The sequence below is a fragment of the Methylobacterium sp. E-005 genome (assembly GCF_022829725.1).
In the GTDB taxonomy this organism is placed as follows: Bacteria; Pseudomonadota; Alphaproteobacteria; order Rhizobiales; family Beijerinckiaceae; genus Methylobacterium.
Genome location: NZ_JAKSYG010000199.1, coordinates 25,897 through 50,299, shown reverse-complemented (window position 1 = coordinate 50,299; position 24,403 = coordinate 25,897). Strand labels below are relative to the sequence as shown.

Sequence of the window (24,403 nt, the reverse complement as noted above, 5' to 3'; positions counted from 1 at the left end):
GGCTTGAGCTTGGACCCGTGAGCCGGCAAGATCGCCCGATCCGTCGGACCGCCGCCGAACGAAACGCCCATGCCGCCAGCCCTCGCCGCCCAGCACACCCCCGAAGCCGGCGAGAAGAGCGCCTACGCGTTCCGCACGATCAGCGAGGTCGCCGAGGAGCTCGACGTGCCCCAGCACGTGCTGCGATTCTGGGAGACCCGCTTCGGTCAGATCCGCCCCGTCAAGCGCGCGGGCGGGCGGCGCTATTACCGGCCCCAGGATATCGAGCTCGTCGCCGGCATCCGCCAGCTCCTGCACGTGCAGCGCTACACCATCGCGGGGGCGCAGCGGGTGCTCAAGGAGAACGGCGTCCGCTTCGTCCAGGCGGTGGGCCGCGGCGATGTGGTGGCGGCCGAGCCCCTGGTCCAGGATGCCGAGTCGGAGACCAGCACCTTCGCGGATCCGGAGCGCGCGGCCCTGGCGGCGGCCCTGGAGGAGATGCGCGCCTGCCGCGCCCTGCTCGACCGCCTGCACACGCCCCCGGACGCCTGACACCCCGGTCCTGGCGGCACGGCAGAGCCCTTGCAAGGGACGGGCGAACTTTCACCCGGACCCCGCGTTGTCGCCCGCATGGCCACATCCCGATCCAAGCTGTCGCCCAGCCAGGAACTGATGGCCCGTATCATGCGGATCGTCCGCACCTGTCCGGAGGCGGCCGGGGAGATGCTGGAACTGATGTTCCTCGTCAGCCAGATCGAGGCCGCCACCAGCGTCGACCGGGAGTACCGCGACGCGAAGCGCGTGATCAGCCGCCTGCGCAATCCACTCTGGGACATGGGGCCGGCCGACCGGGAGAAGCTGCTCTCGGCCGCGGAGGCGATCCGCCGCGTCTGCCGCCTCGCCGAGGACGAGATCCCCTCTGCGCCGATCGCCGATGCCGGCGAACGTGCCCGCGTCGAAGCTCGCCTCAATGCCGCCCTGGCGGGTGAACTCGATGCCGCGCAGATCGCCCGCGTCACCGGGATCGTGGCGGCGGTGCTGCAGAATTAAGCGGGGCTCATCGGCGTCCCCTGGCTCTCGACGCCCGTGCCGGGCGTCCCCACATGCGTCTCACCGCTGGAAGGGGCACCCGGAAGGTCTCCGGAGATCGCACCCGCCTCGGCACCGGAGAGACGCTGCCATGATCGCCCTTCGTCCGCTCGCCGCGCTGCTCGCAGGGAGTCTGGCCCTGGCCGGACCGGCGCTGGCCCAAAGTCCGGCGAGCCGATCCAAGACCGTCGCCCCCGGCAAGACGGTGCGACTTGAGATCGCCCCCAACCTCAAGAAGGATTGCTCGCCCGGCCCGATGCCCGAGTTCAAGATCTCCGGCCCGCCCAAGAACGGCTCGGTGATCACCAAGGTCGGCAAGCTGAAGACGCCGGCGAGCTACCGCTGCCCCAACAAGGAGGCCGCGGTCCAGGCCCTGTTCTACCAACCCAATGCCGGCTTCACCGGCACCGACGAAGTGACCTTCGAGGTGAAAGCCTCCGACGGGCAAGTCCAAACCCAGACCGTGAAAATCACGGTTGGTGGAAACGGCACCAAATCCGGAGACGATGCCAAGAAAGAGGGCACGGATTTGTGAGACGCGGCGAACATCCGCGGCCTTTGCGCAGTTTTTCAGCTCTCGACACACGCCATGAGGCGGCTCAGACTCTCGTTTGCGCCGCCCTCAGAGGTGAGGAGTGTTGCATGCAATCGACATGCCGGGCGACTTGCTCGCCGCACTGCGACAAAAGCGGGCCTGTCGGTTGCATCCGAGCCGAGACAGGATGAAGCTGTCACGGTCTGAGAGGGTTATCGAATGCCGATGCATGCGACGAACGACCTTTTCCAGAGCTTCGCCCGAGGCTACGAGGCCCGCCGCGACACGGAGATGACGCTCTCCGAGTATCTCGAAGCCTGTCGCGACGAGCCCCTGATGTACGCCTCGGCCGCCGAGCGCATCCTGGCGGCGATCGGCGAGCCCGAATTCGTCGACACCTCGAAGGATTCGCGCCTCGGCCGGATCTTCATGAACCGGACGATCCGGACCTATCCGGCCTTCCGCGAGTTCTACGGGATGGAAGAGACGATCGAGCGGATCGTCTCGTTCTTCCGCCACGCCGCGCAAGGATTGGAGGAGCGCAAGCAGATCCTCTACCTGCTCGGACCCGTGGGCGGCGGCAAGTCGTCGCTCGCCGAGCGGCTGAAGCTCCTGATGGAGGTTCACCCGGTCTACGTCCTCAAGGCCGGGGACGAGGTCTCGCCGGTCTTCGAGAGTCCGCTGGGCCTGTTCGACCCCGACACGATGGGCGAGGAGATCCAGAAGCGCTACGGCATCCCGCGCCGCCGCCTCACCGGCCTGATGAGCCCCTGGGCGCTCAAGCGCCTCGACGAGTTCAACGGCGACATCTCGCGTTTCAAGGTGATCAAGGTCCGGCCGTCGCGGCTGCGCCAGATCGCCATCGCCAAGACCGAGCCGGGCGACGAGAACAACCAGGACATCTCCTCGCTGGTCGGCAAGGTCGACATCCGCCGCCTGGAGACCCTGTCGCAGGCCGATCCCGATGCCTACTCCTACTCGGGCGGCCTGAACCGGGCGAACCAGGGCATCCTCGAATTCGTCGAGATGTTCAAGGCGCCGATCAAGATGCTGCACCCCCTGCTCACCGCGACGCAGGAGGGCAATTACGTCGGCACCGAGAATATCGGCGCGATCCCCTTCACCGGCGTGATCCTGGCTCACTCGAACGAGGCCGAGTGGCAGACCTTCAAAACCAACAAGAACAACGAGGCGTTCATCGACCGGATCTACGTGATCAAGGTCCCGTACTGCCTGCGCGTCACCGAGGAGCAGCGGATCTACGAGAAGCTGATCTCCGGCTCGGAACTGTCGGACGCGGCCTGCGCGCCCGGCACGCTGGAGATGCTGGCGCGGTTCTCGGTGCTGTCGCGGTTGCGCGAGCACGCCAACTCGAACGCCTTCTCGAAGATGCGGGTCTATGACGGCGAGAGCTTGCGCGAGGTCGATCCCCGGGCCCGCTCGATGCAGGAATACAAGGACACGGCCGGCGTCGACGAGGGCATGGACGGGGTCTCCACCCGTTTCGCCTTCAAGGTGCTGGCCGCGACCTTCAATCACGACACCACCGAGGTCTCGGCCGACCCGGTGCACCTGATGTACGTGCTGGAGCAGTCGCTCAAGCGCGAGCAGCTGCCGCCGGAGACCGAAAAGAAGTACCTGGAATTCATCAAGACCGAGCTGGCCCCACGCTACGCGGAGTTCATCGGTCACGAGATCCAGAAAGCCTATCTCGAATCGTACCACGATTACGGACAGAACCTGTTCGATCGGTATATCGACTATGCCGATGCCTGGATCGAGGACCAGGATTTCAAGGACGCCGAGACCGGCCAGCTCATGAACCGGGAGCTCCTGAACCAGGAGCTGACCAAGATCGAGAAGCCCGCCGGGATCGCCAACCCGAAGGATTTTCGCAACGAGGTGGTGAAGTTCGCCCTGCGCTCCCGGGCCCAGCATGGCGGCCGCAACCCGAGCTGGACCAGCTACGAGAAGCTGCGAGAGGTGATCGAGCGGCGGATGTTCTCCCAGGTGGAGGAACTGCTTCCGGTGATCTCCTTCGGCTCCAAGAAGGACGGGGACACCGAGAAGAAGCACGGTGAGTTCGTCGAGCGCATGGTGGCGCGCGGCTACACCGAGCGGCAGGTCCGCCGCCTGGTGGAATGGTACATGCGGGTGAAGCAGGCCGGCTGAGGGACGACGGGGTCCGGTTCGGCCGGACCCCGCACCGACCCTCCGCCGCCACAGTTTCGGACGACCGGCCGGTGAGGATGTCGGCCCTGCTGCCAAGACGGGATCCATTCCCTCTGCAACAGCATGGTACGACAGGGTCGAGACCCGGCCGGCACACGCGGACGAGGGTTTTCGCAGCGGATGCACATCGTCGACCGACGTTTGAACCCGGGCGGCAAGAGCCTCCCGAACCGCCAGCGCTTCCTGCGCCGCGTCAAGGACGTGGCCCAGCGAGCGGTGCGCGAATCCGCCCGCGAAAAGGACATCAAGGATCTGGGCAAGGATGGCCGGGTCACCGTGCCGGCCGACGGCGTGCGCGAGCCGCGCTTCTCCCGCCAGCCCGGCACCGGCCTGCAGGACCACATCCTGCCCGGCAACAAGACCTACGTGGAGGGCGACACGATCGAGCGTCCGCCGGGCGGCGGCGGTGGGCGCGGCTCCGGCGAGGGTGGGGACGGTGGCGAGAACAGCGAGGACGCGTTCCGCTTCGTGCTGACCCGCGAGGAGTTTCTGGAACTCTTCCTGGAGGATCTGGAACTGCCGGACCTCGCCAAGCGGCGGCTGGCGGTGGTGGAGACCGAGGGGCTGCGTCGGGCCGGCTACACGGTCACCGGCTCGCCCGCGAACCTCGCACTCACCCGCACCCTCCGCAATTCGATGTCCCGGCGGATCGCCCTCAAGCGGCCGAAGCCCGAAGACGTCGCGGCCCTGGAGGCGAAGCTCGACGCCCTGCCGGAGGGTGACCCCGAGCGCGCGGAACTGGAGCAGGCGCTGCTGAAGCTGCGCGAGCGGGCCAAGCGCATCCCGTATGTCGATCCGCTCGACCTGCGCTTCCGCCGGTTCGAGCCCTATCCGCGGCCGATCGCGCAGGCCGTGATGTTCTGCCTGATGGACGTGTCCGGCTCGATGACCGAGCACATGAAGGACCTCGCCAAAAGGTTCTACATCCTGCTGCACATCTTCCTGACGCGCCGCTACCGCCACGTCGAGATCGTGTTCATCCGCCACACCGACCGGGCGACCGAGGTGGACGAGGAGACGTTCTTCGGCTCCCGCGAAACCGGCGGCACGCTGGTCTCGTCGGCGCTGGTGGAGATGAAGCGCATCATCGCCGAGCGCTACGACCCCAACGACTGGAACATCTACGCCGCCCAGGCCTCGGACGGCGACAACGTCTCCTCGGACGGGCCGACCTCGACGGAGTTGCTGCGGTCGCACATCCTGCCGGCCTGCCAGCACTTCGCCTATCTGGAGGTGGGCGACGAGAACGGCCCCCGGGCCGGTTTCGTGGAGCACCGCACCACCCTGTGGCGGACCTACGAGGCGATCGCCAAGGCGGGCGGCCCGATCGCGATGCGCAAGGTCAACCACCGCCGAGAGATCTATCCGGTCTTCCGCGAGCTGTTCGGCCGCAAGGATGCGCGGGCGGAGGCAGAGGCGTGATGGCGGCGCGCACATCAATCGATCGGGAGGCCGCATGACGCTCGTCAAGGCACGCACGCCCCAGATCATCTCGGGGAACCAGAAACCCCTGTTCACCGGCAACGACTGGGATTTCGACACGATCCGGCGCATCCACGACGCCTGCGAGGCGGTGGCCGGACCGCAGCTCGGCCTGTCGTGGTACCCGAACCAGATCGAGATCATCACGGCTGAGCAGATGCTCGACGCCTACGCGTCGATCGGCATGCCGCTGTTCTACAAGCACTGGTCGTTCGGCAAGCACTTCGCCCAGCACGAGGCCGGCTACCGCCGCGGCCTGATGGGGCTCGCCTACGAGATCGTCATCAACTCGGATCCGTGCATCTCCTACGTGATGGAGGAGAACACGGCGACCATGCAGACGCTGGTCATCGCGCACGCCGCCTTCGGCCATAACCACTTCTTCAAGAACAATTACCTGTTCCGGCAGTGGACCGACGCCGAAGGGATTCTGGACTACCTGGATTTCGCGAAGGGCTTCATCACCCGCTGCGAGGAGCGCTACGGCCACCAGGCGGTGGAGCAGGTGCTCGACGCCGCGCATGCGCTGATGAGCCAGGGCGTCCATCGCTACCCGCGCAAGAAGCGGCCGGACCTCGCCTCCGAACAGCGGCGCGAGCGCGAGCGGATCGAGCACGGCGAGCAGATCTACAACGACCTCTGGCGGACCCTGCCGCAGAAGATCGGCACGGCGCGTCCGGATGCGGCCGTCGAGCGGCGCAAGGCCCTGCTCGAACTGCCCCAGGAAAATATCCTGTACTTCCTGGAAAAGGCCGCGCCCCGTCTGCGCCCCTGGCAGCGGGAAATTCTGCGTATCGTCCGCTTGGTCGCCCAGTATTTCTATCCCCAGCGCCAGACCAAGGTGATGAACGAGGGCTGCGCCACCTACTGCCACTACCGGATCATGAACGCCCTGTCGGAATCCGGGCAGATCACCGAGGCGGCCTACCTCGAATTCCTGCAGTCGCACACCAACGTCATCCGGCAGCCGACCTACGACGACCGCTCCTATGGCGGCCACAACCCCTACGCGATCGGATTCGCGATGATGCAGGACATCGCCCGCATCACCGAGCAGCCGACCGCGGAGGACCGGGACTGGTTCCCCGACATCGCCGGCACCGGCGACGCCATGGCGGTGCTGCGCGACTGCTGGGAGAATTACCGGGACGAGAGCTTCATCCAGCAATTCCTGTCGCCCAAGCTGATGCGCGATCTGCGCCTGTTCCACGTGGTCGACGACCCGGAGGAGCCGGAGCTGCGGGTCGAGGCGATCCACGACGAGCGCGGCTACCGCAAGCTGCGCCGCTCCTTCGCGCGCCAGTACGATGTGGCGTGGCTCGATCCCGACATCGAGGTGGTGGACGTCGATCTGGAGGGCGACCGGCGCCTGATCCTGCACCACAAGGCGATCAACAAGATCACCCTGCAGAAGGACGACGCCAAGCGGGTGCTCCAGCACCTCGCCGACCTCTGGGGCTACGACGTGGTTCTCAAGGAGGTCGAGCCGGCCACCGGCACGGTGCTGGGCGAGATCACCGCCAGCGCACGACCGATCTTTTTCTGATGGGCGCTGCGGGAAGGTCGCGCCCGGCCGCTTCCCCGCCCTGATGCGACGTCTGGTCAGAACCCGCGATGGAGGCGGCCCGCCGTCATCACGAGCGCAGCGAAGTGACCCAGGGCAGTGCGACATCCGTGAACGGAGCGCCGACTGGATGGCTTCGCTCCGCTCGCGCAGACGACACCGGCGGATCGACCGGGAGATTTCGATGAGGCAGGCGGTTCGAACGGCCTCGTGATTGCCTTGACGGTACCGCCGTGCTGCATGAGGCGATGGCCGCCACGATCCTCACCCTCGCCGAAACGCAGGACTTCCTCGACCGTGAATTCCCGCAGATGCAGGCGGGGGGCCGCGCCTATCACCTCGAGGAGGTCGGCCCGCTCTCGGCCCGGATGCGGCTCGAAGCCCACGAGCGGTTCCTACGCCCCGGCGCGACCGTGTCGGGTCCGGCCATGATGGCGCTGGCCGATTACGCCCTCTACGCGGCGATCCTCGCCAATATCGGCCCGGTGGCGCTCGCCGTGACCACGAGCTTGAGTTTCAACTTCCTGCGCAAGCCCGCCCCGGGGGATCTCCTGGCGGCGTGCCGGTTGCTCAAGCTCGGCCGGCGGCTCGCGGTGGGCGAGGTGCTGATCACCGCCGTGGGCAGCGCGGATCTCGTCTGCCACGCCACCGGGACCTACTCGATCCCGCCGCGCTGAGGCCGCGCCCCGCTCCGGTGGAGGGCCTGACCCGGCCCCGGTCATCCACCCGCAAGCTGCAGCTGCACCTTGATCAGACCCGGATCCTCCGGGTCGCGCCCCTGCGTGAAGCCCAGGCGCCGGCAGACCGCCAGCATCGGTCGATTCTCGGCCAGCACCGAGCCCTCGACCCGCCCGATTCCCTCGGAGCGCGCCCAGTCGATCATCAGGCGCATCAGCGCGAAGGCGAGCCCCGTACCCCGGACGTCGCGCCCCACGGCGATGGCGTATTCGCCGCTCTCGTGATTGGCGTCGGCATGCAGGCGGACCGCGCCAAGCATGTGCTCGCCGCCGCCCGCATCCACCTCGGTGGCCACGAACGCGATGGCGCGGGCGTAGTCGAGCTGCGTCAGGCGGGCCAGGAAGGCGTGGCTGAAGGCGCGCACCGGCCCGAAGAAGCGCAGGCGCAGATCCTCCGGGTCGAGCCCCTGGAAGAAGCCAAGGAACAACCCCTCGTCCTCCGGGCGCACGGGTCGCACGCGGATGGTGCGGTCCTTGAGGTTGAGGGTCCGCACCCATTCCGCCGGATAGGGCCGGATCGCGAAGCGCGGATGGCCCCGTCCCTGCCGCCCCCGCTCCCAGCGCCCGATCCGCACCCGTGCGTCGAGGGCGAGCACGCCGGTCTCATCGGCGAGCAGCGGGTTGATGTCGAGTTCGCGAACCTGCGGCAGGTCGGCGGCGAGCTGGGACAGCTTCACCAGCGTCAGCGCGATCGCCGGGATGTCGGCCGCCGGCACGTCGCGATAGCCCTCGAGCCGACGGGCGACCCGGGTCCGGCCGATCAGATCGCGGGCGAGGATCAGGTCCAGCGGCGGCAGGCCGAGCGCCCGGTCGTCGATCACCTCCACCGCCGTGCCGCCCCGCCCGAACACCACCACAGGACCGAAGACGGGATCCTCGGCGAGGCCGGCGATCAGCTCCCGGCGCTGGCCCCGGCGCACCATCGGCTGCACGGCGAAGCCGGTGACGCGGGCATCCGGCCGCTCCCGGCGCGCCCGGGTCAGGATGCTGCGTGCGGCCTCGCGGACGTCGGCCTCGCTGGTGAGATCGAGGTGGACGCCGCCGATATCGGATTTGTGCACGATGTCGGGGGAGACGACCTTGAGCGCCACCGCGCCCCCCGCCGCGATGATCGGCCAAGCGGCCGCCGCGGCGGCGTCCTTGTCGGGGGCCAGCGTGATCGGCACGGTCGGGATGCCGTAGGCTTCGAGCAGGCCGTTCACCGCGATCGGATCGAGCCACGACGCCCCATGACGCAGGGCGCCCGCGATGATCGAGCGGGCGCGGGCCGGGTCGGGGGAGAAGTCGCGCGGCAGCGAGTCCGGCGTGCGCATCAGGTCGTCCTGCGCCTCGCGGTAACGCACGAGGTGCAGGAAGCCCTCGATCGCCTCGGAATCGGTGGCGAAATGCGGCAGGCCCGCGCGCGCGAACGCCTCCCGCGCCGCCTCGGCATCCCCCAGGGAGACCGCGAAGAGCGGCTTCTTGCGCGTCTGGCCGGCGCGGACGCGCTTGACCGTATCGGCGATGGCGTCGGCAACCTCGCCCGCGTCCGAGCGGACGGTGGGGACATGGATCGCCAGCACGGCGTCGCTGACGCGGTCCGTGAGGATCGGCTCCAGGGCGGCCGCGAAGGCCGGGCCCGCCGCATCGATGCCGAGATCGAGGGGATTGCCGGCCGGGCGCCCTTCCGCCTCGGCGGCTTCGGCCATGGTGCCCGCCCGCTCGATCAGCCGGTCGGCCGCCAGCAGGCCGATGCCGCGGCCGTTCGACAGGATCGCGAGCCGATCGCCGGGGAACGGGCGCTGGCGCCCCAAAGTCTCGACCGCGGAAAACATCTCGTCGAGATCCTGCACGGCCAGGAGGCCGGCCCGCCGGAACGCCGCGGCGTAGACCGCGTCCGGCCGGGCCAGCGCCCCCGTGTGGGTCTCGGGCGCGCGGGTGTCGGGCCGGTGCCGGCCGGCGCGCAGGACCACCACGGGCTTGGCGCGGGCCGCCGCCCGGGCCGCCGACATGAACCGCCGGGCATCCGCCACCCGGTCGAGGCAGAGCAGGATCGCCCGGGTGCGGTAATCGGCGGCGAAATGGTCGAGGCAGTCGGCCACGCCGATATCGAGCACGCTGCCGAGGGAGAGTACCGCCGAGAAGCCGGTCCCGTGACGGGCGCCCCACTCGACGATGGCGGCCGCGACCGTTCCGGATTGCGACACGAGGGCGAGGTCGCCCGCTGCGGGCGCGTGGGCGAACAGGCTGGCATTGAGCTTGGCCGCCGGCACGGCGAGGCCGGCGCTGTCGGGGCCAAGCAGGCGCAGGCCATGCGCGCGGGCGATCCGGTGCGCGGTCGGCCCCGGATCGTCCGGCCCGGAGCCGAGCCGGGCCGTCAGGATCACCGCCGCCCCCGCGCCGGCCTCGGCGGCCTGCGCGACGACCTCGGGAACCCGGGCCGGCGGCACCGCGATCAGGACGAGGTCGGGGGCGGTTGGCAGATCCGAGATCTGCGGGACGCATGGCAGGCCGTCCACCATCGCGTGGTCGGGCTGCACGGGCAGGATCGCGCCGGGGAAGCCGGAGGCCCGCAATCCGCCCAGCACGCTGCGCGCCACCGAGCCCTCACGCGCCACGGACCCGACCAGCGCGACCGCCCGGGGCGCCAGCAGCTTGTCGAACCGATAGGTACTCACGGGGTCGCCGTCACGGAATCCGGGCCCGCGGGCCAATCGCGCCGGCATGCATGGGGTGGTGCATGGGGTCGTGCATGGGATGCCCCTCGCTCAGGTCGGGATCAGGCGCGCGATCCCCGGCGCCCACCGTCCGCCCATCCGGTCCTACCACATGGCGCGGGCGGCCGCTCGGGCAACGTCGATCCGCCTCGGCTCCGCCGCGATGCGCGCAAAACTCGCCCGGCAGGCTGACAGGCAACCCGATCGACCAAATATCCGCCATCTTTTATCATCGTCAAAACGACCGCTATGGCCACAGGCAATTTGTTCTTGCCATGAAAGTCCCACCACAATAGTAACTGCGCCACATATGCCTGTATCAGGCGAGCCGGAAACAGGTTCCGATCATCCTGCCGAGTGACGGCGCGAGCCCGGAATCGCCAGGAGGTTCAGGGAATGGATTCCACGGTCGAAGGACAACCGGATTTTCTCACGCTCTCGGTCGACATCGTATCGGCCTTCGTGAGCAACAATCCGGTCCCCCCGCCGGAGCTGCCTGGGCTGATCGCCGCGGTTCACGCCACCCTGCACGGGCTCAGCCAATCCAGCTCCGCGCCGGCCGAGGATCTGCGGCCGGCGGTTTCGGTCCGGCGCTCGGTCCAGCCCGACTTCATCGTCTGCCTGGAGGACGGGAAGAAGTTCAAATCCCTCAAGCGCCACCTGCGCACGCACTACAACCTGACGCCGGATGAGTACCGCCAGAAATGGGGCCTGCCCGCGGATTATCCGATGGTCGCGCCGAACTACGCGGCGGCCCGATCGAGCCTCGCCAAGAGCATGGGCCTCGGCCACCAGCGCCGGAAGGGCTGAGGACGCCCCGCGTCCACAGGTTTCCGGCGGCTCTTAGGCATCGGGCAAGGGGCGCTTGCGAGGGTTCGGAGCTCGTCCACCCCCAAGAGACCCGATGCACGGCAAGCCCAGCCCCGTCGCCCGCCTGTTCTGGACGGCCGTGATCAGCGGCCCGTTCGCACTCTGGTACGGCCCGCCCGCCCTCGGGGCCACGGGGGTGGCGTTGCTGTGCGTGTGGCTGCGCCATCTCGGCCGGCCCCGCCGGTTCCGCGCCCGGGTCCGCCGCATCGCCCGGGCGCATGGCGAGACGCTGGCCCTGCGGCGGCGGCAGGAGAGTTTTCGGGACGCCTACGGCAACTGGATCGAGGACGGCTGGCTGCGCGAGCGCGACTACTTCCTCGACCGCACGGTGCTGCCGCAGATAAACCCGCGCGACGCCGACCTGTTCGCGACGGAACGCGACCGGATGCTGGCGATCGTCGAGGCGGAGGCGTCGGCTGTCGACCTGCCCGAGGAGGAGGACGCCCCGGAGGACGGGCTCGACTACGAGCGCTACTGCGCCGAGCGCCTCGCCCGGGCGGGATGGCGGGCGCACCGGACCCCGGCGAGCGGCGACCAGGGCGCCGATATCGTGGCGGACCGCGACGGCCTGCGCCTCGTCGTCCAGTGCAAGCGCCTGACCAAGCCCGTGGGCAACGCCGCGGTTCAGGAGGCGGCCGCGGCCCAGCGCTACTGGGCCGGCGACCGGGCCGCGGTGGTCTCGAACGCGGGCTTCACGCCGGCCGCCCGCCGGCTCGCGGCGGCGACCGGCGTGCTGCTGCTGCATCATGACGGGCTCGAGGCCCTCGACCTCGCGCAGGTGTAGCTTCGGCCCGCTGGGCGAGCCGGGACGCCCCGCTCAGAGCACCTTGAGCAGTGCCTCGGCCCCGGAAGCCTCGGCCTTCGAGGGCGTCTCCTCGACGTTCAGGATCTTCACGACCCCGTCCTCCACCAGCATGGAGTAGCGCTTCGAACGGATCCCGAGACCGAAGCCCGTGCCGTCCATCTCCAGGCCGATCGCCTTGGCGAAGTCGGCGTTGCCATCGGCCAGGAATTCCAGGCCCTCGGCGCCGCTCGCCTTCGACCACGCATCGAGCACGAACACGTCGTTGACGCTCGTGACCGCGATGGCGTCGATGCCGCGACCGAGGATCTCGTCCTTGTGGGTGACGAAGCCCGGCAGATGGTTGCGGTGGCAGCTGGGCGTGAAGGCGCCCGGGACGCCGATCAGCACCACGCGGCGGCCCTTGAACACGTCGTCGGTGGTGCGGGCGATCGGACCCTCGGGGCCGCTCACCCGGAAGGTGGCCTGGGGCAGATGGTCGCCGACCTGGATCATCGCGGGTCCCTCGTTGCTGCGCAGATGCGTTTGCGCGCCTGACCTAGCGTGGTCGGTGGGGCCTGTCGAGCAAGCGGTCTTCTGCCGAACGCTCTGTCCAAGGGCCAAAACAGTGATCCATGGCCGACGTTGCGGGACACTTCTTTGTCCCTCCGCTTCGGCCGACATCCCGGGACGCGCGATCGCCTCGGTGCGACGCGCACAAGCTGGGCGGAAGCTTGCTGCGTCCCTATTGCCCGCTGGACAATGGGAGGGGGCGGCGTAGCATGGCGCCATGGCGTCTCCTCCGCATCGCAAATCGGATCCTTCGCCTTCGGCTCCCCGGGGGAAATCCGCCGCGCCCGAGGATTCCGGGACGGCAACGCCGCGGCAGACGTCGCTCCTGGGCCCGGACTTCCTCGACGGGCAGTTCCTCGTGGCGATGCCCGGCATGGCCGATGAGCGCTTCGCCCGCTCGGTGATCTATATCTGCGCCCATTCCGCCGACGGGGCGATGGGCATCATCGTCAACAAGGCGGCCACCGACATCAGCATGCCGGACCTGCTGGTCCAGCTCGACGTGGCCCCCGAGGCGGATGCGATTCGCCTGCGCGAGCGGGTCGGGCATATGCCGGTCCTGATGGGCGGGCCCGTAGAGGGGCGGCGCGGCTTCGTGCTGCACACCGACGATTTCCACATCCAGCAATCGACGCTGATCATCGACGACGGCATCTGCCTCACCGCGACCGTCGAGATCCTGCGCGCCATCGCCAGCGGCGAGGGCCCGGCGAGCGCCGTGCTGGCGCTCGGCTACGCGGGCTGGCAGGCGGGGCAGCTCGAGAGCGAGATCATGGCCAATGGCTGGCTCAACTGCCCGGCCGATCCCGAACTGATCTTCAACACGGATCTCGACGCCAAGTACGAGCGGGCGCTCCGGGCCAACGGCATCGATCCCGCCATGCTGTCCATGACGGCTGGCCGGGCCTGATCGGATCCGCTGGCGGTCACTCCGGAACGACGTCGCCGCCGGCCGCGTCCGGGTTCAGGCCCTCCACCGCCGGCTTGGGCCGGGGCCGGCTGCGCGGCGCCACCGAAGCGGTGGGCACCGCCGTGTTGGCGCCCAGCCGGGTCGCCAGGGCAAGCGCCCGGTTCTCGGTGAAGCGCAGGTGGCAGAAGCCGTGCGTGCCCTCCCGGGCGTAGCCGCGGCAGAACTGCTCCCGGTCCGACGAGAAGGCCGCCTGCTCGGTCACGATCGGCCGCACATCCTCGCGCCGGGCCCGCTGGGTCATCAGCTTGTAATTGTCGCGCACCGCCTTGTCGGCGACGCCCCGGGCCGTGTCGAACTCGCCGGCCCGCGGGATCAGGGTGGCGGGGGCCGGGCCCCAGAGGCCGGTCGGCGTCGTCGCGCAATCCGCGGCCGAGAAGGTGCAGACCGGGCCCGAGCCCAGCGTCGAGACGAGGACGCCGCCCTCGGTCACGTCGAGGCGCAGCGGGCACTCCGCCCCGGCCGCCTCATAGCGCGGCACCCCGTCGGGCTTTCCCTCGGAACTCAGCGTGACGGGGCTGCCCCCGCCGAGCGGCACCGTGCAGGATTCCGTGGGCTGCGAGATCTTGGTTCCCGGCAGGCTGATCCGGGCCGTGACGGCGTTGGCCGACCGTTCGAGCTTCAGGGAGCCCGACATTCCGTTGAGCTGGAGATCCTGCCCGATCACGCCGTCCTCGGAAGGCGCCTTGAGCACCACCGGACGGGCTGGGGCCGGGGGCGCCCGGGGCACCTCGGGGGCCGGCGGCTGGCCGGGCTCTCCGGGGGCCCCGGGCGGCGGGGCCGGCGGTGCCTCGGGCAGGCCACGGGGCGGCACCGGCGGCCGCTCGGGCTTGATGCCGAACAGGCGCTCGAAGAAGTTCTGCGCGTGCGCCGGCGGGGCGGCGAGCAGGGCGGGAGCCGCGATGGCCAGCGCCAGGGTGGATAGCAGGAGGCTGCGGGTCGGGCGCATCGGGCTCTACGACGGGGACACGAAGTGGCGGGGCCACGCGCAACCCCTTGTCGAAGTGTTAACACGCTCTCGATGGCGCAGACGTGGCAGCGGCGCAACAAAATGCAACCACGCCATCCGGGCCACCCGCGTTCTGCGAAAGGATTATTCAGGCCGCGGAACGCGTTAGCGCGAAAGCGGCCTACCGGCCCGGACAGGCAGGCTTCGCCTTGCGGGCCCGTTGAGGGCTTCTTATATCGCCCTCGACGCGGGATTGCGCGCTGGGTTTCAGCCGTTCACGGCCCTTGATCCGGCCCGGGTCCCATACTCACATCACCTTCGTACACCGCCATGGGCCGAGCTGCTTCGGGGCTCGGCGGTCTGCTTGAACGCGACACAAAGAGGGATCCCACCATGGGTAAAGTTATCGGTATCGACCTCGGCACCACCAATTCCTGCGTGGCCGTGATGGATGGCGCGCAGCCCAAGGTCATCGAGAATTCGGAAGGCGCGCGCACCACGCCGTCCATCGTTGCCTTCACGGATGACGGCGAGCGGCTCGTCGGCCAGCCGGCCAAGCGCCAGGCGGTCACGAACCCCGAGCGCACGTTCTTCGCCATCAAGCGGCTGATCGGCCGGACCTACGACGATCCGCTGACCCAGAAGGACAAGGGTCTTGTCCCCTACACCATCGCCCGCGGCGACAACGGCGACGCCTGGGTCGAGGCGGACGGCAAGAAATATTCGCCCTCGCAGATCTCCGCCTTCACGCTGCAGAAGATGAAGGAGACCGCGGAGGCCCATCTCGGCCAGCCCGTGACGCAGGCCGTCATCACCGTCCCGGCCTACTTCAACGACGCCCAGCGTCAGGCCACCAAGGATGCCGGCAAGATCGCGGGCCTCGAGGTGCTGCGCATCATCAACGAGCCGACCGCGGCGGCGCTGGCCTACGGCCTCGACAAGAAGAAGGCCGGCACGATCGCGGTCTACGACCTCGGCGGCGGCACCTTCGACGTCTCAATCCTCGAGATCGGCGACGGCGTGTTCGAGGTGAAGTCCACGAACGGCGACACCTTCCTGGGCGGTGAGGATTTCGACAACCGGATCGTCGAGTACCTGACCTCCGAGTTCAAGAAGGAGCAGGGCATCGACCTGACCAAGGACAAGCTCGCCCTCCAGCGCCTCAAGGAGGCCGCCGAGAAGGCCAAGATCGAGCTGTCCTCGGCGACCCAGACCGAGATCAACCTGCCCTACATCACCGCCGATCAGACCGGCCCGAAGCACCTCGCGCTGAAGCTCAGCCGGGCGAAGTTCGAGTCGCTCGTCGACGACCTGGTGCAGCGCACGATCGAGCCCTGCCGCAAGGCGCTCAAGGATGCCGGCGTCTCGGCCTCCGAGATCGACGAGGTGGTGCTGGTCGGCGGCATGATCCGCATGCCCAAGATCCAGGAGGTGGTGAAGTCCTTCTTCGGCAAGGAGCCGCATAAGGGCGTGAACCCCGACGAGGTCGTGGCGATCGGCGCCGCCGTGCAGGCGGGCGTGCTCCAGGGCGACGTCAAGGACGTGCTGCTGCTGGACGTGACCCCGCTTTCGCTGGGCATCGAGACCCTGGGCGGCGTGTTCACCCGGCTCATCGACCGCAACACCACGATCCCGACCAAGAAGTCCCAGACCTTCTCGACGGCCGAGGACAACCAGAACGCCGTCACGATCCGGGTCTTCCAGGGCGAGCGCGAGATGGCGGCCGACAACAAGCTGCTCGGCCAGTTCGACCTCGTCGGCATCCCGCCGGCGCCCCGCGGCATGCCGCAGATCGAGGTGACCTTCGACATCGACGCCAACGGCATCGTGAACGTGACCGCCAAGGACAAGGCGACCAACAAGGAGCACCAGATCCGCATCCAGGCTTCGGGCGGCCTCTCGGACGCCGACATCGAGCGCATGGTCAAGGACGCCGAGGCGAATGCCGAGGCCGACAAGAAGCGGCGTGAGCTCGTCGAAGTGAAGAACCAGGGCGAGAGCCTGATCCACGCCACCGAGAAGTCGGTGACCGAGTACGGCGACAAGGTCCCGGCCGCCGACAAGGGCGCGATCGAGACCGCGATGACCGCGCTCAAGACGGCCCTCGAGGGCGAGGATGTCGAGGCGATCAAGGCCCGCACCACGGACCTGATGCAGGCCTCGATGAAGCTCGGCGAGGCGATGTACGCCGCCAACCAGGCGGCGGGTCCCGAGGCCGGCGCCGAGGCGCAGGCCGGCGAGAAGAAGGACGACGTCATCGACGCCGACTTCCAGGAAGTCGACGACAAGGACCAGAAGAAGCGCGCATAAGGGCACGCGTGGTTCGTGAGCGAGGCCGGAGCGATCCGGCCTCGTTCGCTGTCGTGCGGTCATGGGTTTCGAAGGGGATCAGTCCCTTTCGCGGGTGCAGGGCGGAGCCCTGCTGTCGGGGTGGAGCCCCGGTACGTCGGGATTTCACCCCGACACCCCACCAGAGGGCTCAGCCCTTTGGAAACCCGAATGACGTGCGGGTCGGGTTGTCCGGAGACGGGGTCGGATGTCGAAGCGGGACTATTACGAGATCCTGGGGGTCACCAAGACCGCCACGGAAAGCGAGATGAAGGTCGCCTTCCGCAAACTCGCGATGACCTATCATCCCGACCGCAATCCCGGCGACAAGGACGCCGAGATCAAGTTCAAGGAAATCAACGAGGCCTATCAGTGCCTCTCCGACGGCCAGAAGCGCGCCGCCTACGACCGGTTCGGCCATGCGGCCTTCAGCCAGGGCGGGGGCGGCCCCGGATTCGGCAACGAGTTCGGCGACTTCATGTCGGACATCTTCGACAATTTCTTCGGCGACGGCCGCGGCGGCGGCGGACCGGCCCGGGGCCGGGGCGGCGCGCCCGGCCGCGAGCGCGGGGCCGACCTGCGCTACAACCTGGAGATCACGCTGGAGGAGGCCTTCAACGGCAAGGCCGAGACCATCCGGATCCCGACCTCGGTGACCTGCGAGGCCTGCGACGGCTCCGGCGCCAAGCCGGGCTCGAAGCCCAGGACCTGCCAGACCTGCGCGGGCTACGGACGGGTGCGGGCTGCCCAGGGCTTCTTCGCGATCGAGCGGACCTGCCCGAACTGCCACGGCCGCGGCGAGATCGTGGACGATCCCTGCACCGCCTGCCAGGGCGCGGGCCGGGTCAACCGCGAGCGCACCCTCTCGATCAACGTGCCGGCCGGCGTCGATGACGGATTGCGGATCCGGCTGTCCGGCGAGGGCGAGAGCGGATTGCGCGGCGGCCCGCCGGGGGACCTCTACGTCTTCCTGTCGATCAAGCAGCACGAGTTCTTCCAGCGGGACGGCGCCGACCTGTTCTGCCGGGTGCCGATCTCGATGGTCACCGCGGCGCTTGCGGGCGAGATCACCGTGCCGGTGATCGACGGATCGCAGACGCAGGTGCGGATCCCCGCCGGCACGCAGACCGCCAAGCAGTTCCGCATCAAGGGCAAGGGCATGCCGGTGCTCCGCTCGCGGGAAGTCGGCGATCTCTACATCCAGGTCTTCGTCGAGACCCCGCAGAACCTGACCAAGCGCCAGCGCGAGCTGCTTCAGGAGTTCGATCAATCGGCCTCGCCGGAGAACCATCCGGAATCCGCGGGCTTCTTTTCGAAGGTGCGGGACTTCTTCGGGGGCGCGGTCCGTCCCTAGGGTCCTGCGCGATCGCGCCGATCGGACAGGGTTCCAGGCTGTTGTCTTGACGCGCGTTCCGCCGAACCAAGTGCATTTCGGCGGTGCGTGCTCCGGGGCCGGATCCGAAACCCCGGCGGCCCGTTATGCATGCGGCCCCAGCGTGGCACGCGTACCCTATGCGCCGCCGTGGCTTGGCTGTAAGACAGCGCGTTCCCCTAGCCTTTCATTCTCATTCGGCATCAAGGAATTCGAGACTTGCCGCCGCTGCGCCGTCCCACCGCGAAGGCTCCTGCCACCCGGAGCGCGATTTTCGGGCCGCGGCGCGACCCCCTGGAGGACGAGGCGCGATTTCTGCGCTCCTGGCTGGAGCGCCCGCTCGTCACCGGCGCGGTGACGCCGTCCGGCAAGATGCTGGCCCGCACGATGGCGTCCTACGTCGATCCGCGCCGTGAGGGCCCGGTGGTCGAGCTCGGCCCCGGCACCGGTCCGGTCACCGAGGCGCTGATCCGGCGCGGCATCGCCCCCGAGCGGCTGATCCTGGTCGAGTTCAACCCCGATTTCTGCAAGCTCCTGACCCGCCGCTTCCCCGGCGTGACCGTGATCCGGGGCGACGCCTACGACATGCAGGCGAGCCTGCGGGACGTGCTGACGCAGCCCGCCGCCGCCACGATCTCCAGCCTTCCGCTGTTCACCAAGCCCCTCGAGCAGCGGCTCGAGCTGCTCAACATGGCCCACGACCTGATGCAGCCGGGCGCGCCGTTCGTGCAGTTCACCTACGCGGTGGTGCCGCCGATCCCGGCCCGCTGCGAGGCCGGCAGCTACACGGCCGACCGCTCCAACCGGGTCTGGTTGAACCTGCCGCCCGCCCGGGTCTGGGTCTATCGCCGACCCTGAGCTGAACACGGCCTGAGCGAACGGCTCACATTCGCGTCAACTGTTAGGTGTCACACCGGGGACATCGCCGGTCGCAGCATCGCGGTCGGCCTGGAGCAGGAGGACGCCGATGTTCACCAAGACCGCTCGCCTGGGCCTAGCGGCCGCTCTGGCTGTCGGGGGATTGTCCCTCGCAGTTCCGGCCATGGCCGCGCCCCTCGGGGTCGATGCCGGATTGCGTCAGGGCGCCGGCGATGTCGTGACCGTCCAGTACGGTTATGGTTACGGCCCGCGCCATCACGGCGGCTGGCGCGGCCATGGCGGCTTCGGCCCTCCGCGCCATCACGGCTGGGGCCGCGGTCACCATTACGGCTGGGGGCCCCGCGGCTTCGGCCCGCGCCACCACCATCATGGCGGCTGGGGACACCGACACGGCTACGGCCGCTGGTAGATCGCCGCGCCCGTTCGAGAACAGTCTGACCGACGCCGCACGCGGCCCCTCCCCCCTTGCGGGGGAGGGAGATGGGCAACCCTTCAAGCGCCTCATCTCGTCCCGGGGTCCAGCCTTCGACCCCGTACCCTAAAGCGCAATCTGCTCCCGGACCGGAACATCCGGGTTCGACGCCCCGCAGGTCGGCAGGCTCTCGACCGGGCCATGGACCGCCGAGGTCGTCGCCGACAGGTCGTGGTAGCAGACGCAGCCCTCGGCGAAGTAGTGGTGCACGAGCGCCTTGCGGGACCGCTCGATATCGGCCCGCGCCGAGCCGCCATGCAGCAGGTTCGCATGCCAGAACAGGACGTCCCCCTTGCGGGCCGTAAAGTATTCCGGCTTCGCCCCGTGGTCCCGGATCTCCCGCTGGATCGCCGGCTCGTAGTGATCGACATAGGCGCCGTAGCCGCGCTGCTTAAAATCCACCGGCGAGATGCCGACATCGTGGCTGAACAGGTACGGCAGGCGGTGCGTGCCCGGGTAGTAGACCAGCGGGCCTGACTCCGCGTGGATATCCTCCATGGCGATCCAGCAGGCGGCGAGATAGCCGACCGGGTAGGTCGTCATGTGGATCGAATCCGAATGCTCGGCCTGCTGGCTGCCCTTGTGGGAGGCGATGGCCTGGAATGGAATCGCCGGGCGGCCCAGCACCATGCTGCTGAAGTTGACCAGCACCGGGTGCTTCAGCAGCCGCTCAAGCTCCTCGACCTTCAGATGGGGGTTGAGATAGCGGCCGGGATGCGGATCGTCCTCGGTGGCCTTCTCGGGGGCGAGGGTCACGTCGCCCTGGGCGATCGCCGCCTCGTAGGCTCCCCAGGCCTCGTCGATCGTGTCGGGATCGATGGCCCCGCGCAGGACATAATAGCCGTGCGCCTCCCAGGACCGGCAGATCTCGGCCTGCCGGGGGGTGATCTCTCGCCGCGCCACGCGCCGGGCGATGATCTCCTGCGCGTCCGGCTGGTCGAGCCACGGGCTCGGCCCGGATTCCGGAAAGTTCTCGGCCCGGAAGATCTTGATGCAGCCGATATCGACCGGGACATCGGCATCGACCACGAAGGGGGCGGGCGGGGGTGGCGCGTTACGATCGTGTCCGGGATCGCGGTTTGATCGCGTCAGCGCGCGCGCAAGGTCCGCAACACGGCGGAACGGTTGAGCCATCACATCCTCCGCCCGAGGGCTTTGCCGCAGCGTCTGCGGCGCGGGATCTGCGCGACGCGTGCGGCTTACGGACGGACCTCGCAGCGCTTCGCGGCGATCGTAAGACCGCCTGCGCAGAATTCTGCCGCGGCCGACGCGTCAGGGTGCAGGCGCCCCCTCGCCGCGCACGGATCCGAGAATAGCCGGCCGTTCGGCGGGCGCCTCGCCCATCCGGTAGGCCGCCTGCAGGGCCGCCTCCGCCCGATCGGCGGCGGCCTCGTCAGCCGCGTGGATGATCCCGAGCAGCCCCCCGGACGATCCCGGTCCGGCGAGATCGGTGAAGCCGACCCGGGGGTCGATGGCATCCTCCGGACGGGTACGTCCCCCGCCGAGCCCGATCACCGCGAGGCCGATATCCCGGGTGGCGATGGCCGCCACCGTCCCGGCCTGATGGACCGCCCGCCGCACCGGCGCGGCGGGCAGATGCGTCTCGGGCTCGTTCAGGAGATCGGCCGGTCCACCGAGCGCCGACACCATCTCCGCAAAGATCTCGGCCGCCCGACCCGTGGCCAGGGCGGTTTCGAGCCGCTCGCAGGCGCCGGCCATGTGCCGGGCGAGCCCCCCGGCCACGAGCATCTCGGAGGCCAACGCCAGCGTGACGGCGTGGAAGCGCGGCTCCCGGCGCAGGCCCTTCAGGTAGTCGATCGCATACGCGACCTCGACGGCGTTGCCGGCGGCGCTCGCCAGCGGCGCGTCCATGTCGGTGATCAGCGCGGTCGTCCGCAGGCCGGCCCCCTGCGCCACCGTGACGATGCTCTCGGCGAGCGCCTGCGCCTGTGCCAAGCTCTCCATGAAGGCGCCGGAGCCCTGCTTGACGTCCATCACCAGTCCGTCGAGCCCGGCGGCGAGTTTCTTCGAGAGGATCGATGCGGTGATGAGATCGAGGGATTCGACCGTACCGGTGACGTCGCGGATGGCGTAGAGGCGCCGGTCGGCCGGGGCGAGGTCGGCGGTCTGGCCGATAATCGCGCAGCCGACGTCTCGGACGACCCTGCGGAACCGGTCGAGCCCCGGGGTCGCGTCGTAGCCCGGGATGCTGCCGAGCTTGTCGAGCGTCCCGCCGGTATGGCCGAGGCCGCGGCCTGAGATCATCGGCACGTAGCCGCCGCAGGCTGCCACCATCGGGGCCAGCACGAGGCTCACCGTGTCGCCGATGCCGCCGGTGGAATGCTTGTCGAGCACCGGACCCGGCAGCGCCCAGGTCAGCACCGTGCCCGAGTCGGCCATGGCCCGGGTCAGCGCCACCCGCTCGGGCAGCGCGAGGCCGCGGAAGAACACCGCCATCGCGAAGGAAGCCGCCTGTCCCTCGCCGACGGCGCCATTCGTGAGGCCCTCGATGAAGGCCCCGATGTCTTCCGGATCGAGCGGCAGGCCGTCGCGCTTGGCCCGGATGATCTCCTGCGGCAGCCGCATGCTCACAATTCCCGGGCCTGCATCAGGGCGCCGTACAGGCTGCTCGCCCCGAGGCGGAAGGTTTTTGGCGTCACCCAACCGGCTCCCATGATCCGATCGGCGAGCGCCAGATAGAGGGCGGCGTCGGCGACGCTGCGCAGGCCGCCCGACACCTTCAGGCCGGCGGGGCGGCCACTCGCGTGAATCTCGCTCAGCATCGCCCCGGCGGCCTCCGGGGTCGCCGAGATCGGGCTCTTGCCGGTCGAGGTCTTCAGGAAATCGGCGCCCGCCTCCAGGGCGAGCCGGCTCGCCGCCCGGATCGACCCTGGATCGCCGAGCTCGCCCGTTTCCAGGATCACCTTGAGGGTCGCGGTGCCGCAGACATCGCGCACGGCCTCGACCATGTCGCGGGCGAGCGCCGCATCGCCCCGCATCAGGGCGCGGTAGGGCAGGACGAGGTCGATCTCGTCGGCACCGTCGCGCAGGGCCTCGGCGGTGTCGTCGGTGGCCCGGGCGCAATCCTCGCCGCCTTCGGGGAAGTTGATCACCGTGGCGATCCGGATGCCGGTGCCGGCGAGCGCCCGGGCACCCTGCGTGATGAAGCGCGGCCAGATGCAGATCGCCGCCACGGAACCGGCCTTCGCGTCCCGGCACAGGGCGTCGATCTTCGTCTCGGTGCAGGTCTCGCCGAGGTCGGTGAGGTCGAGGAGCGGCAGCGCCCGGCGGGCGACTGCGCCCGGGTCCGAATCCGTCATGGCGCATCTCCGTCTGGCAGATCGGCCACGAAGGCCCGGATCAGGCGGCCGAGATCCTCCGCGGCCCGGGCGGCCACCGCCTTGGTCTCCGCATGGTGCGGGGCGCCCCCGGCGATCCCGGCGGCGCGGTTGGTCACCACCGAGACCGCCGCCACCGGCAGGCCGAGGAAGCGGGCGAGAATGACCTCGGGCACCGTCGACATGCCGACGAGGTCGGCCCCCAGGATGCCGGCCATCCGGACCTCGGCGGGCGTCTCGAAGCTGGGGCCGGAGAACCACGCGTAGACCCCCTCCTCGAGCGGGATACCGCAGGTCCCCGCCGCCGCATGCAGTCGCGCGCGCAGGTCCGGATCGTAGGCGTCGGTCATCGGCACGAAGCGGGCGTCGCTCGCCTCCCCGATCAGCGGGTTGAGGCCGGACAGGTTGATGTGGTCGGCGAGCAGGACAAGGCGGCCGGGACCCACCTCCGGCCGCAGCGACCCGGAGGCGTTGGTGAGCAGCAGGCGCCGGGCCCCGAGTTGTCGCGCGCAGGCAAGCGGTACGCGCATCACCGCCGCGTCGCCCCGCTCGTAGGCATGCGCCCGCCCCTCGAAGATGAGGACGGGCCGCCCCGCCAGGGATCCGCGGTGCAGCCGTCCGGCATGGCCGCTGACCCCCGCCCCCGGGAAGCCGGGAATCGCCGCGTAGGCGAGGGAGACGGCCTCCTCCAGGGTCCCCGCGATCCCGCCGAGGCCGGTGCCGGTTACGAGGGCGCAGGCGTAATCCCCCGCGAAGCCGGCGGCGCGCAGCGCCTCGAGGGCGGCCTCACTCACCGAGCGTCTCCGGGCCGAAGGATTCGGGCAGCAGCTCGGCGAGCGTGAAGCTCTTCGCAATGCCGTCCGGCGTGGCGGCATGGATCGGCGTGTCCGCCCGAGCGAATTCCCGGATGCGCTGGCGGCAGGCGCCGCAGGGCGTCACGAGGCCCGCGCCATCGCCGCAGACGAGGATTTCCATGATGCGCCGTCCCCCGCCCGCCACCATGGCGGCGATTGCTCCGGCCTCGGCGCAGGTCCCCACCGGATAGGCGGCGTTCTCGACGTTGCAGCCGGCATGGATGGCGCCGTGCTCGTCCCGAAGCGCCGCCCCGACGCGGAAGCGGGAATAGGGCGCGTGCGCCCGCTCGCGAACCGCTCGGGCGGCCGCCAGCAGGGTCACCCCGTCATCTGTTCGTGCCGAATCTGCAGCCTGCATGGCTGATCTTTGGCACCCGCCGGGGCGGGATGTCGAGGGTCCTGGCAAGTCGGGGCAGCGCCGTCCTCCGGAAGGCCTTCGCCGTGGAATCGGAACGCACGTGGGATTCAAGCGACTTTCGCAGATCGACCCGTATTCTATAGATAACAACTTGCGGATCGAGAAGAAAATAGATCAATCAATATCCAAATTTTCAAGACAATTACTATCAGAAAGTCACACGCCCTGTGAATGTGGATGAGTCCCCCAGCTTGTGCCGCCCGTCACCGCGCCCTCAGAAAGATATGCTACGCCCCTAAACAGTTCGGCGCGCGAGCATGCAGCGCAGATCTGCTTAAATCTTGCGCG

Annotated in this window: 22 protein-coding genes; 14 read left to right on the top strand and 8 right to left on the bottom strand. The window is 69.3% G+C overall.

What is annotated here, in order from left to right; translation table 11 throughout:
• Window positions 1-69 precede the first annotated feature (69 nt).
• The 7 genes from MKK88_RS22380 to MKK88_RS22350 all read left to right on the top strand — a co-directional run bounded on the left by MKK88_RS22380 (window position 70) and on the right by MKK88_RS22350 (window position 7,558).
• Window positions 70-531, top strand: coding sequence for a MerR family transcriptional regulator (locus MKK88_RS22380; protein ID WP_244003620.1), 462 nt, complete (start codon window positions 70-72; stop codon window positions 529-531).
• 78 nt (window positions 532-609) lie between these two features.
• Window positions 610-1,029, top strand: a complete 420-nt coding sequence (locus MKK88_RS22375) for a hypothetical protein (protein WP_244003618.1) — start codon at window positions 610-612, stop codon at window positions 1,027-1,029.
• Between the two features lie 130 nt (window positions 1,030-1,159).
• Window positions 1,160-1,603, top strand: a complete 444-nt coding sequence (locus tag MKK88_RS22370; RefSeq protein ID WP_244003616.1) for a cadherin-like domain-containing protein — start codon at window positions 1,160-1,162, stop codon at window positions 1,601-1,603.
• A 219-nt stretch (window positions 1,604-1,822) separates the two neighbouring features.
• Window positions 1,823-3,775, top strand: a complete 1,953-nt coding sequence (locus tag MKK88_RS22365; RefSeq protein WP_244003614.1) for a PrkA family serine protein kinase — start codon at window positions 1,823-1,825, stop codon at window positions 3,773-3,775.
• A 180-nt stretch (window positions 3,776-3,955) separates the two neighbouring features.
• Window positions 3,956-5,257 (top strand): YeaH/YhbH family protein, encoded by a 1,302-nt coding sequence (locus MKK88_RS22360; protein WP_244003612.1) that lies wholly within the window; start codon window positions 3,956-3,958, stop codon window positions 5,255-5,257.
• Window positions 5,258-5,291: 34 nt separating this feature from the next.
• Window positions 5,292-6,863 carry a SpoVR family protein gene (locus tag MKK88_RS22355; protein WP_244003610.1) on the top strand — a complete coding sequence of 524 codons (1,572 nt, stop codon included), beginning with the start codon at window positions 5,292-5,294 and terminating at the stop codon, window positions 6,861-6,863.
• 266 nt (window positions 6,864-7,129) lie between these two features.
• Window positions 7,130-7,558, top strand: coding sequence for a PaaI family thioesterase (locus MKK88_RS22350; RefSeq protein ID WP_244003608.1), 429 nt, complete (start codon window positions 7,130-7,132; stop codon window positions 7,556-7,558).
• Between the two features lie 41 nt (window positions 7,559-7,599).
• Here MKK88_RS22350 and MKK88_RS22345 read toward each other — a convergent pair whose 3' ends face one another.
• The gene (locus tag MKK88_RS22345; protein ID WP_244003607.1) at window positions 7,600-10,275 is read right to left on the bottom strand and encodes a bifunctional acetate--CoA ligase family protein/GNAT family N-acetyltransferase; all 2,676 of its coding nucleotides are present in this window, start codon (window positions 10,273-10,275) and stop codon (window positions 7,600-7,602) included.
• A gap of 435 nt (window positions 10,276-10,710) precedes the next feature.
• Here MKK88_RS22345 and MKK88_RS22340 point away from each other — a divergent pair, with 435 nt between their 5' ends.
• Both MKK88_RS22340 and MKK88_RS22335 read left to right on the top strand, forming a co-directional pair.
• A complete protein-coding gene (locus MKK88_RS22340; protein ID WP_244003605.1) occupies window positions 10,711-11,124 on the top strand; it encodes a MucR family transcriptional regulator in 414 nt (137 codons plus the stop codon).
• A 94-nt stretch (window positions 11,125-11,218) separates the two neighbouring features.
• A complete protein-coding gene (locus tag MKK88_RS22335; RefSeq protein WP_244003603.1) occupies window positions 11,219-11,968 on the top strand; it encodes a restriction endonuclease in 750 nt (249 codons plus the stop codon).
• Between the two features lie 33 nt (window positions 11,969-12,001).
• On the opposite strand, the gene MKK88_RS22330 is transcribed toward MKK88_RS22335, so the two are convergent.
• Window positions 12,002-12,481 (bottom strand): peroxiredoxin, encoded by a 480-nt coding sequence (locus MKK88_RS22330; protein WP_244003600.1) that lies wholly within the window; start codon window positions 12,479-12,481, stop codon window positions 12,002-12,004.
• Window positions 12,482-12,755: 274 nt separating this feature from the next.
• On the opposite strand from MKK88_RS22330, the gene MKK88_RS22325 reads away from it, so the two are divergent.
• Entirely contained in the window at window positions 12,756-13,448 is a 693-nt protein-coding gene (locus MKK88_RS22325; protein WP_244003598.1) for a YqgE/AlgH family protein, read from the top strand.
• 16 nt (window positions 13,449-13,464) lie between these two features.
• Here the strand turns inward: MKK88_RS22325 and MKK88_RS22320 are convergent, their stop codons facing one another.
• Window positions 13,465-14,454 carry a hypothetical protein gene (locus tag MKK88_RS22320; RefSeq protein ID WP_244003596.1) on the bottom strand — a complete coding sequence of 330 codons (990 nt, stop codon included), beginning with the start codon at window positions 14,452-14,454 and terminating at the stop codon, window positions 13,465-13,467.
• A gap of 393 nt (window positions 14,455-14,847) precedes the next feature.
• On the opposite strand from MKK88_RS22320, the gene dnaK reads away from it, so the two are divergent.
• From dnaK to MKK88_RS22300, 4 genes are all read left to right on the top strand, one after another.
• A complete protein-coding gene (gene dnaK / locus MKK88_RS22315) occupies window positions 14,848-16,764 on the top strand; it encodes a molecular chaperone DnaK (protein ID WP_244003594.1) in 1,917 nt (638 codons plus the stop codon).
• Between the two features lie 226 nt (window positions 16,765-16,990).
• A complete protein-coding gene (dnaJ, locus tag MKK88_RS22310; RefSeq protein WP_244003592.1) occupies window positions 16,991-18,136 on the top strand; it encodes a molecular chaperone DnaJ in 1,146 nt (381 codons plus the stop codon).
• 237 nt (window positions 18,137-18,373) lie between these two features.
• Window positions 18,374-19,012, top strand: a complete 639-nt coding sequence (locus MKK88_RS22305; protein ID WP_244003590.1) for a class I SAM-dependent methyltransferase — start codon at window positions 18,374-18,376, stop codon at window positions 19,010-19,012.
• 109 nt (window positions 19,013-19,121) lie between these two features.
• The gene (locus MKK88_RS22300) at window positions 19,122-19,442 is read left to right on the top strand and encodes a hypothetical protein (protein WP_244003588.1); all 321 of its coding nucleotides are present in this window, start codon (window positions 19,122-19,124) and stop codon (window positions 19,440-19,442) included.
• Between the two features lie 129 nt (window positions 19,443-19,571).
• Here the strand turns inward: MKK88_RS22300 and MKK88_RS22295 are convergent, their stop codons facing one another.
• The 5 genes from MKK88_RS22295 to cdd form a co-directional block, all read right to left on the bottom strand.
• Window positions 19,572-20,639: a phytanoyl-CoA dioxygenase family protein gene (locus MKK88_RS22295; RefSeq protein WP_244003587.1), complete on the bottom strand. Its 1,068-nt coding sequence runs from the start codon at window positions 20,637-20,639 to the stop codon at window positions 19,572-19,574.
• Window positions 20,640-20,777: 138 nt separating this feature from the next.
• Entirely contained in the window at window positions 20,778-22,091 is a 1,314-nt protein-coding gene (deoA, locus tag MKK88_RS22290; protein ID WP_244003585.1) for a thymidine phosphorylase, read from the bottom strand.
• A gap of 2 nt (window positions 22,092-22,093) precedes the next feature.
• Window positions 22,094-22,825, bottom strand: a complete 732-nt coding sequence (deoC, locus tag MKK88_RS22285) for a deoxyribose-phosphate aldolase (RefSeq protein ID WP_244003583.1) — start codon at window positions 22,823-22,825, stop codon at window positions 22,094-22,096.
• Window positions 22,822-23,637, bottom strand: a complete 816-nt coding sequence (locus tag MKK88_RS22280) for a purine-nucleoside phosphorylase (protein WP_244003581.1) — start codon at window positions 23,635-23,637, stop codon at window positions 22,822-22,824. The genes deoC and MKK88_RS22280 overlap by 4 nt, the downstream gene beginning before the upstream one ends.
• Window positions 23,630-24,055 carry a cytidine deaminase gene (cdd, locus tag MKK88_RS22275; RefSeq protein ID WP_244003579.1) on the bottom strand — a complete coding sequence of 142 codons (426 nt, stop codon included), beginning with the start codon at window positions 24,053-24,055 and terminating at the stop codon, window positions 23,630-23,632. Before cdd ends, MKK88_RS22280 begins: the two co-directional genes overlap by 8 nt.
• Window positions 24,056-24,403 lie beyond the last annotated feature (348 nt).

What these genes read in the sequence shown, in the direction of transcription:
- MKK88_RS22360 (WP_244003612.1), top strand. Translation starts at nt 3,956, where the DNA reads ATGCACATCGTCGACCGACGTTTGAACCCGGGCGGCAAGAGCCTCCCG.
- deoC (WP_244003583.1), bottom strand. Translation starts at nt 22,825, where the DNA reads ATGACGGATTCGGACCCGGGCGCAGTCGCCCGCCGGGCGCTGCCGCTC.
- MKK88_RS22320 (WP_244003596.1), bottom strand. Translation starts at nt 14,454, where the DNA reads ATGCGCCCGACCCGCAGCCTCCTGCTATCCACCCTGGCGCTGGCCATC.
- MKK88_RS22365 (WP_244003614.1), top strand. Translation starts at nt 1,823, where the DNA reads ATGCCGATGCATGCGACGAACGACCTTTTCCAGAGCTTCGCCCGAGGC.
- MKK88_RS22375 (WP_244003618.1), top strand. Translation starts at nt 610, where the DNA reads ATGGCCACATCCCGATCCAAGCTGTCGCCCAGCCAGGAACTGATGGCC.
- MKK88_RS22335 (WP_244003603.1), top strand. Translation starts at nt 11,219, where the DNA reads ATGCACGGCAAGCCCAGCCCCGTCGCCCGCCTGTTCTGGACGGCCGTG.
- MKK88_RS22325 (WP_244003598.1), top strand. Translation starts at nt 12,756, where the DNA reads ATGGCGTCTCCTCCGCATCGCAAATCGGATCCTTCGCCTTCGGCTCCC.
- dnaJ (WP_244003592.1), top strand. Translation starts at nt 16,991, where the DNA reads ATGTCGAAGCGGGACTATTACGAGATCCTGGGGGTCACCAAGACCGCC.
- MKK88_RS22380 (WP_244003620.1), top strand. Translation starts at nt 70, where the DNA reads ATGCCGCCAGCCCTCGCCGCCCAGCACACCCCCGAAGCCGGCGAGAAG.
- MKK88_RS22355 (WP_244003610.1), top strand. Translation starts at nt 5,292, where the DNA reads ATGACGCTCGTCAAGGCACGCACGCCCCAGATCATCTCGGGGAACCAG.
- MKK88_RS22350 (WP_244003608.1), top strand. Translation starts at nt 7,130, where the DNA reads ATGGCCGCCACGATCCTCACCCTCGCCGAAACGCAGGACTTCCTCGAC.
- MKK88_RS22300 (WP_244003588.1), top strand. Translation starts at nt 19,122, where the DNA reads ATGTTCACCAAGACCGCTCGCCTGGGCCTAGCGGCCGCTCTGGCTGTC.
- deoA (WP_244003585.1), bottom strand. Translation starts at nt 22,091, where the DNA reads ATGCGGCTGCCGCAGGAGATCATCCGGGCCAAGCGCGACGGCCTGCCG.
- MKK88_RS22295 (WP_244003587.1), bottom strand. Translation starts at nt 20,639, where the DNA reads ATGGCTCAACCGTTCCGCCGTGTTGCGGACCTTGCGCGCGCGCTGACG.
- MKK88_RS22330 (WP_244003600.1), bottom strand. Translation starts at nt 12,481, where the DNA reads ATGATCCAGGTCGGCGACCATCTGCCCCAGGCCACCTTCCGGGTGAGC.
- MKK88_RS22370 (WP_244003616.1), top strand. Translation starts at nt 1,160, where the DNA reads ATGATCGCCCTTCGTCCGCTCGCCGCGCTGCTCGCAGGGAGTCTGGCC.
- MKK88_RS22340 (WP_244003605.1), top strand. Translation starts at nt 10,711, where the DNA reads ATGGATTCCACGGTCGAAGGACAACCGGATTTTCTCACGCTCTCGGTC.
- dnaK (WP_244003594.1), top strand. Translation starts at nt 14,848, where the DNA reads ATGGGTAAAGTTATCGGTATCGACCTCGGCACCACCAATTCCTGCGTG.
- cdd (WP_244003579.1), bottom strand. Translation starts at nt 24,055, where the DNA reads ATGCAGGCTGCAGATTCGGCACGAACAGATGACGGGGTGACCCTGCTG.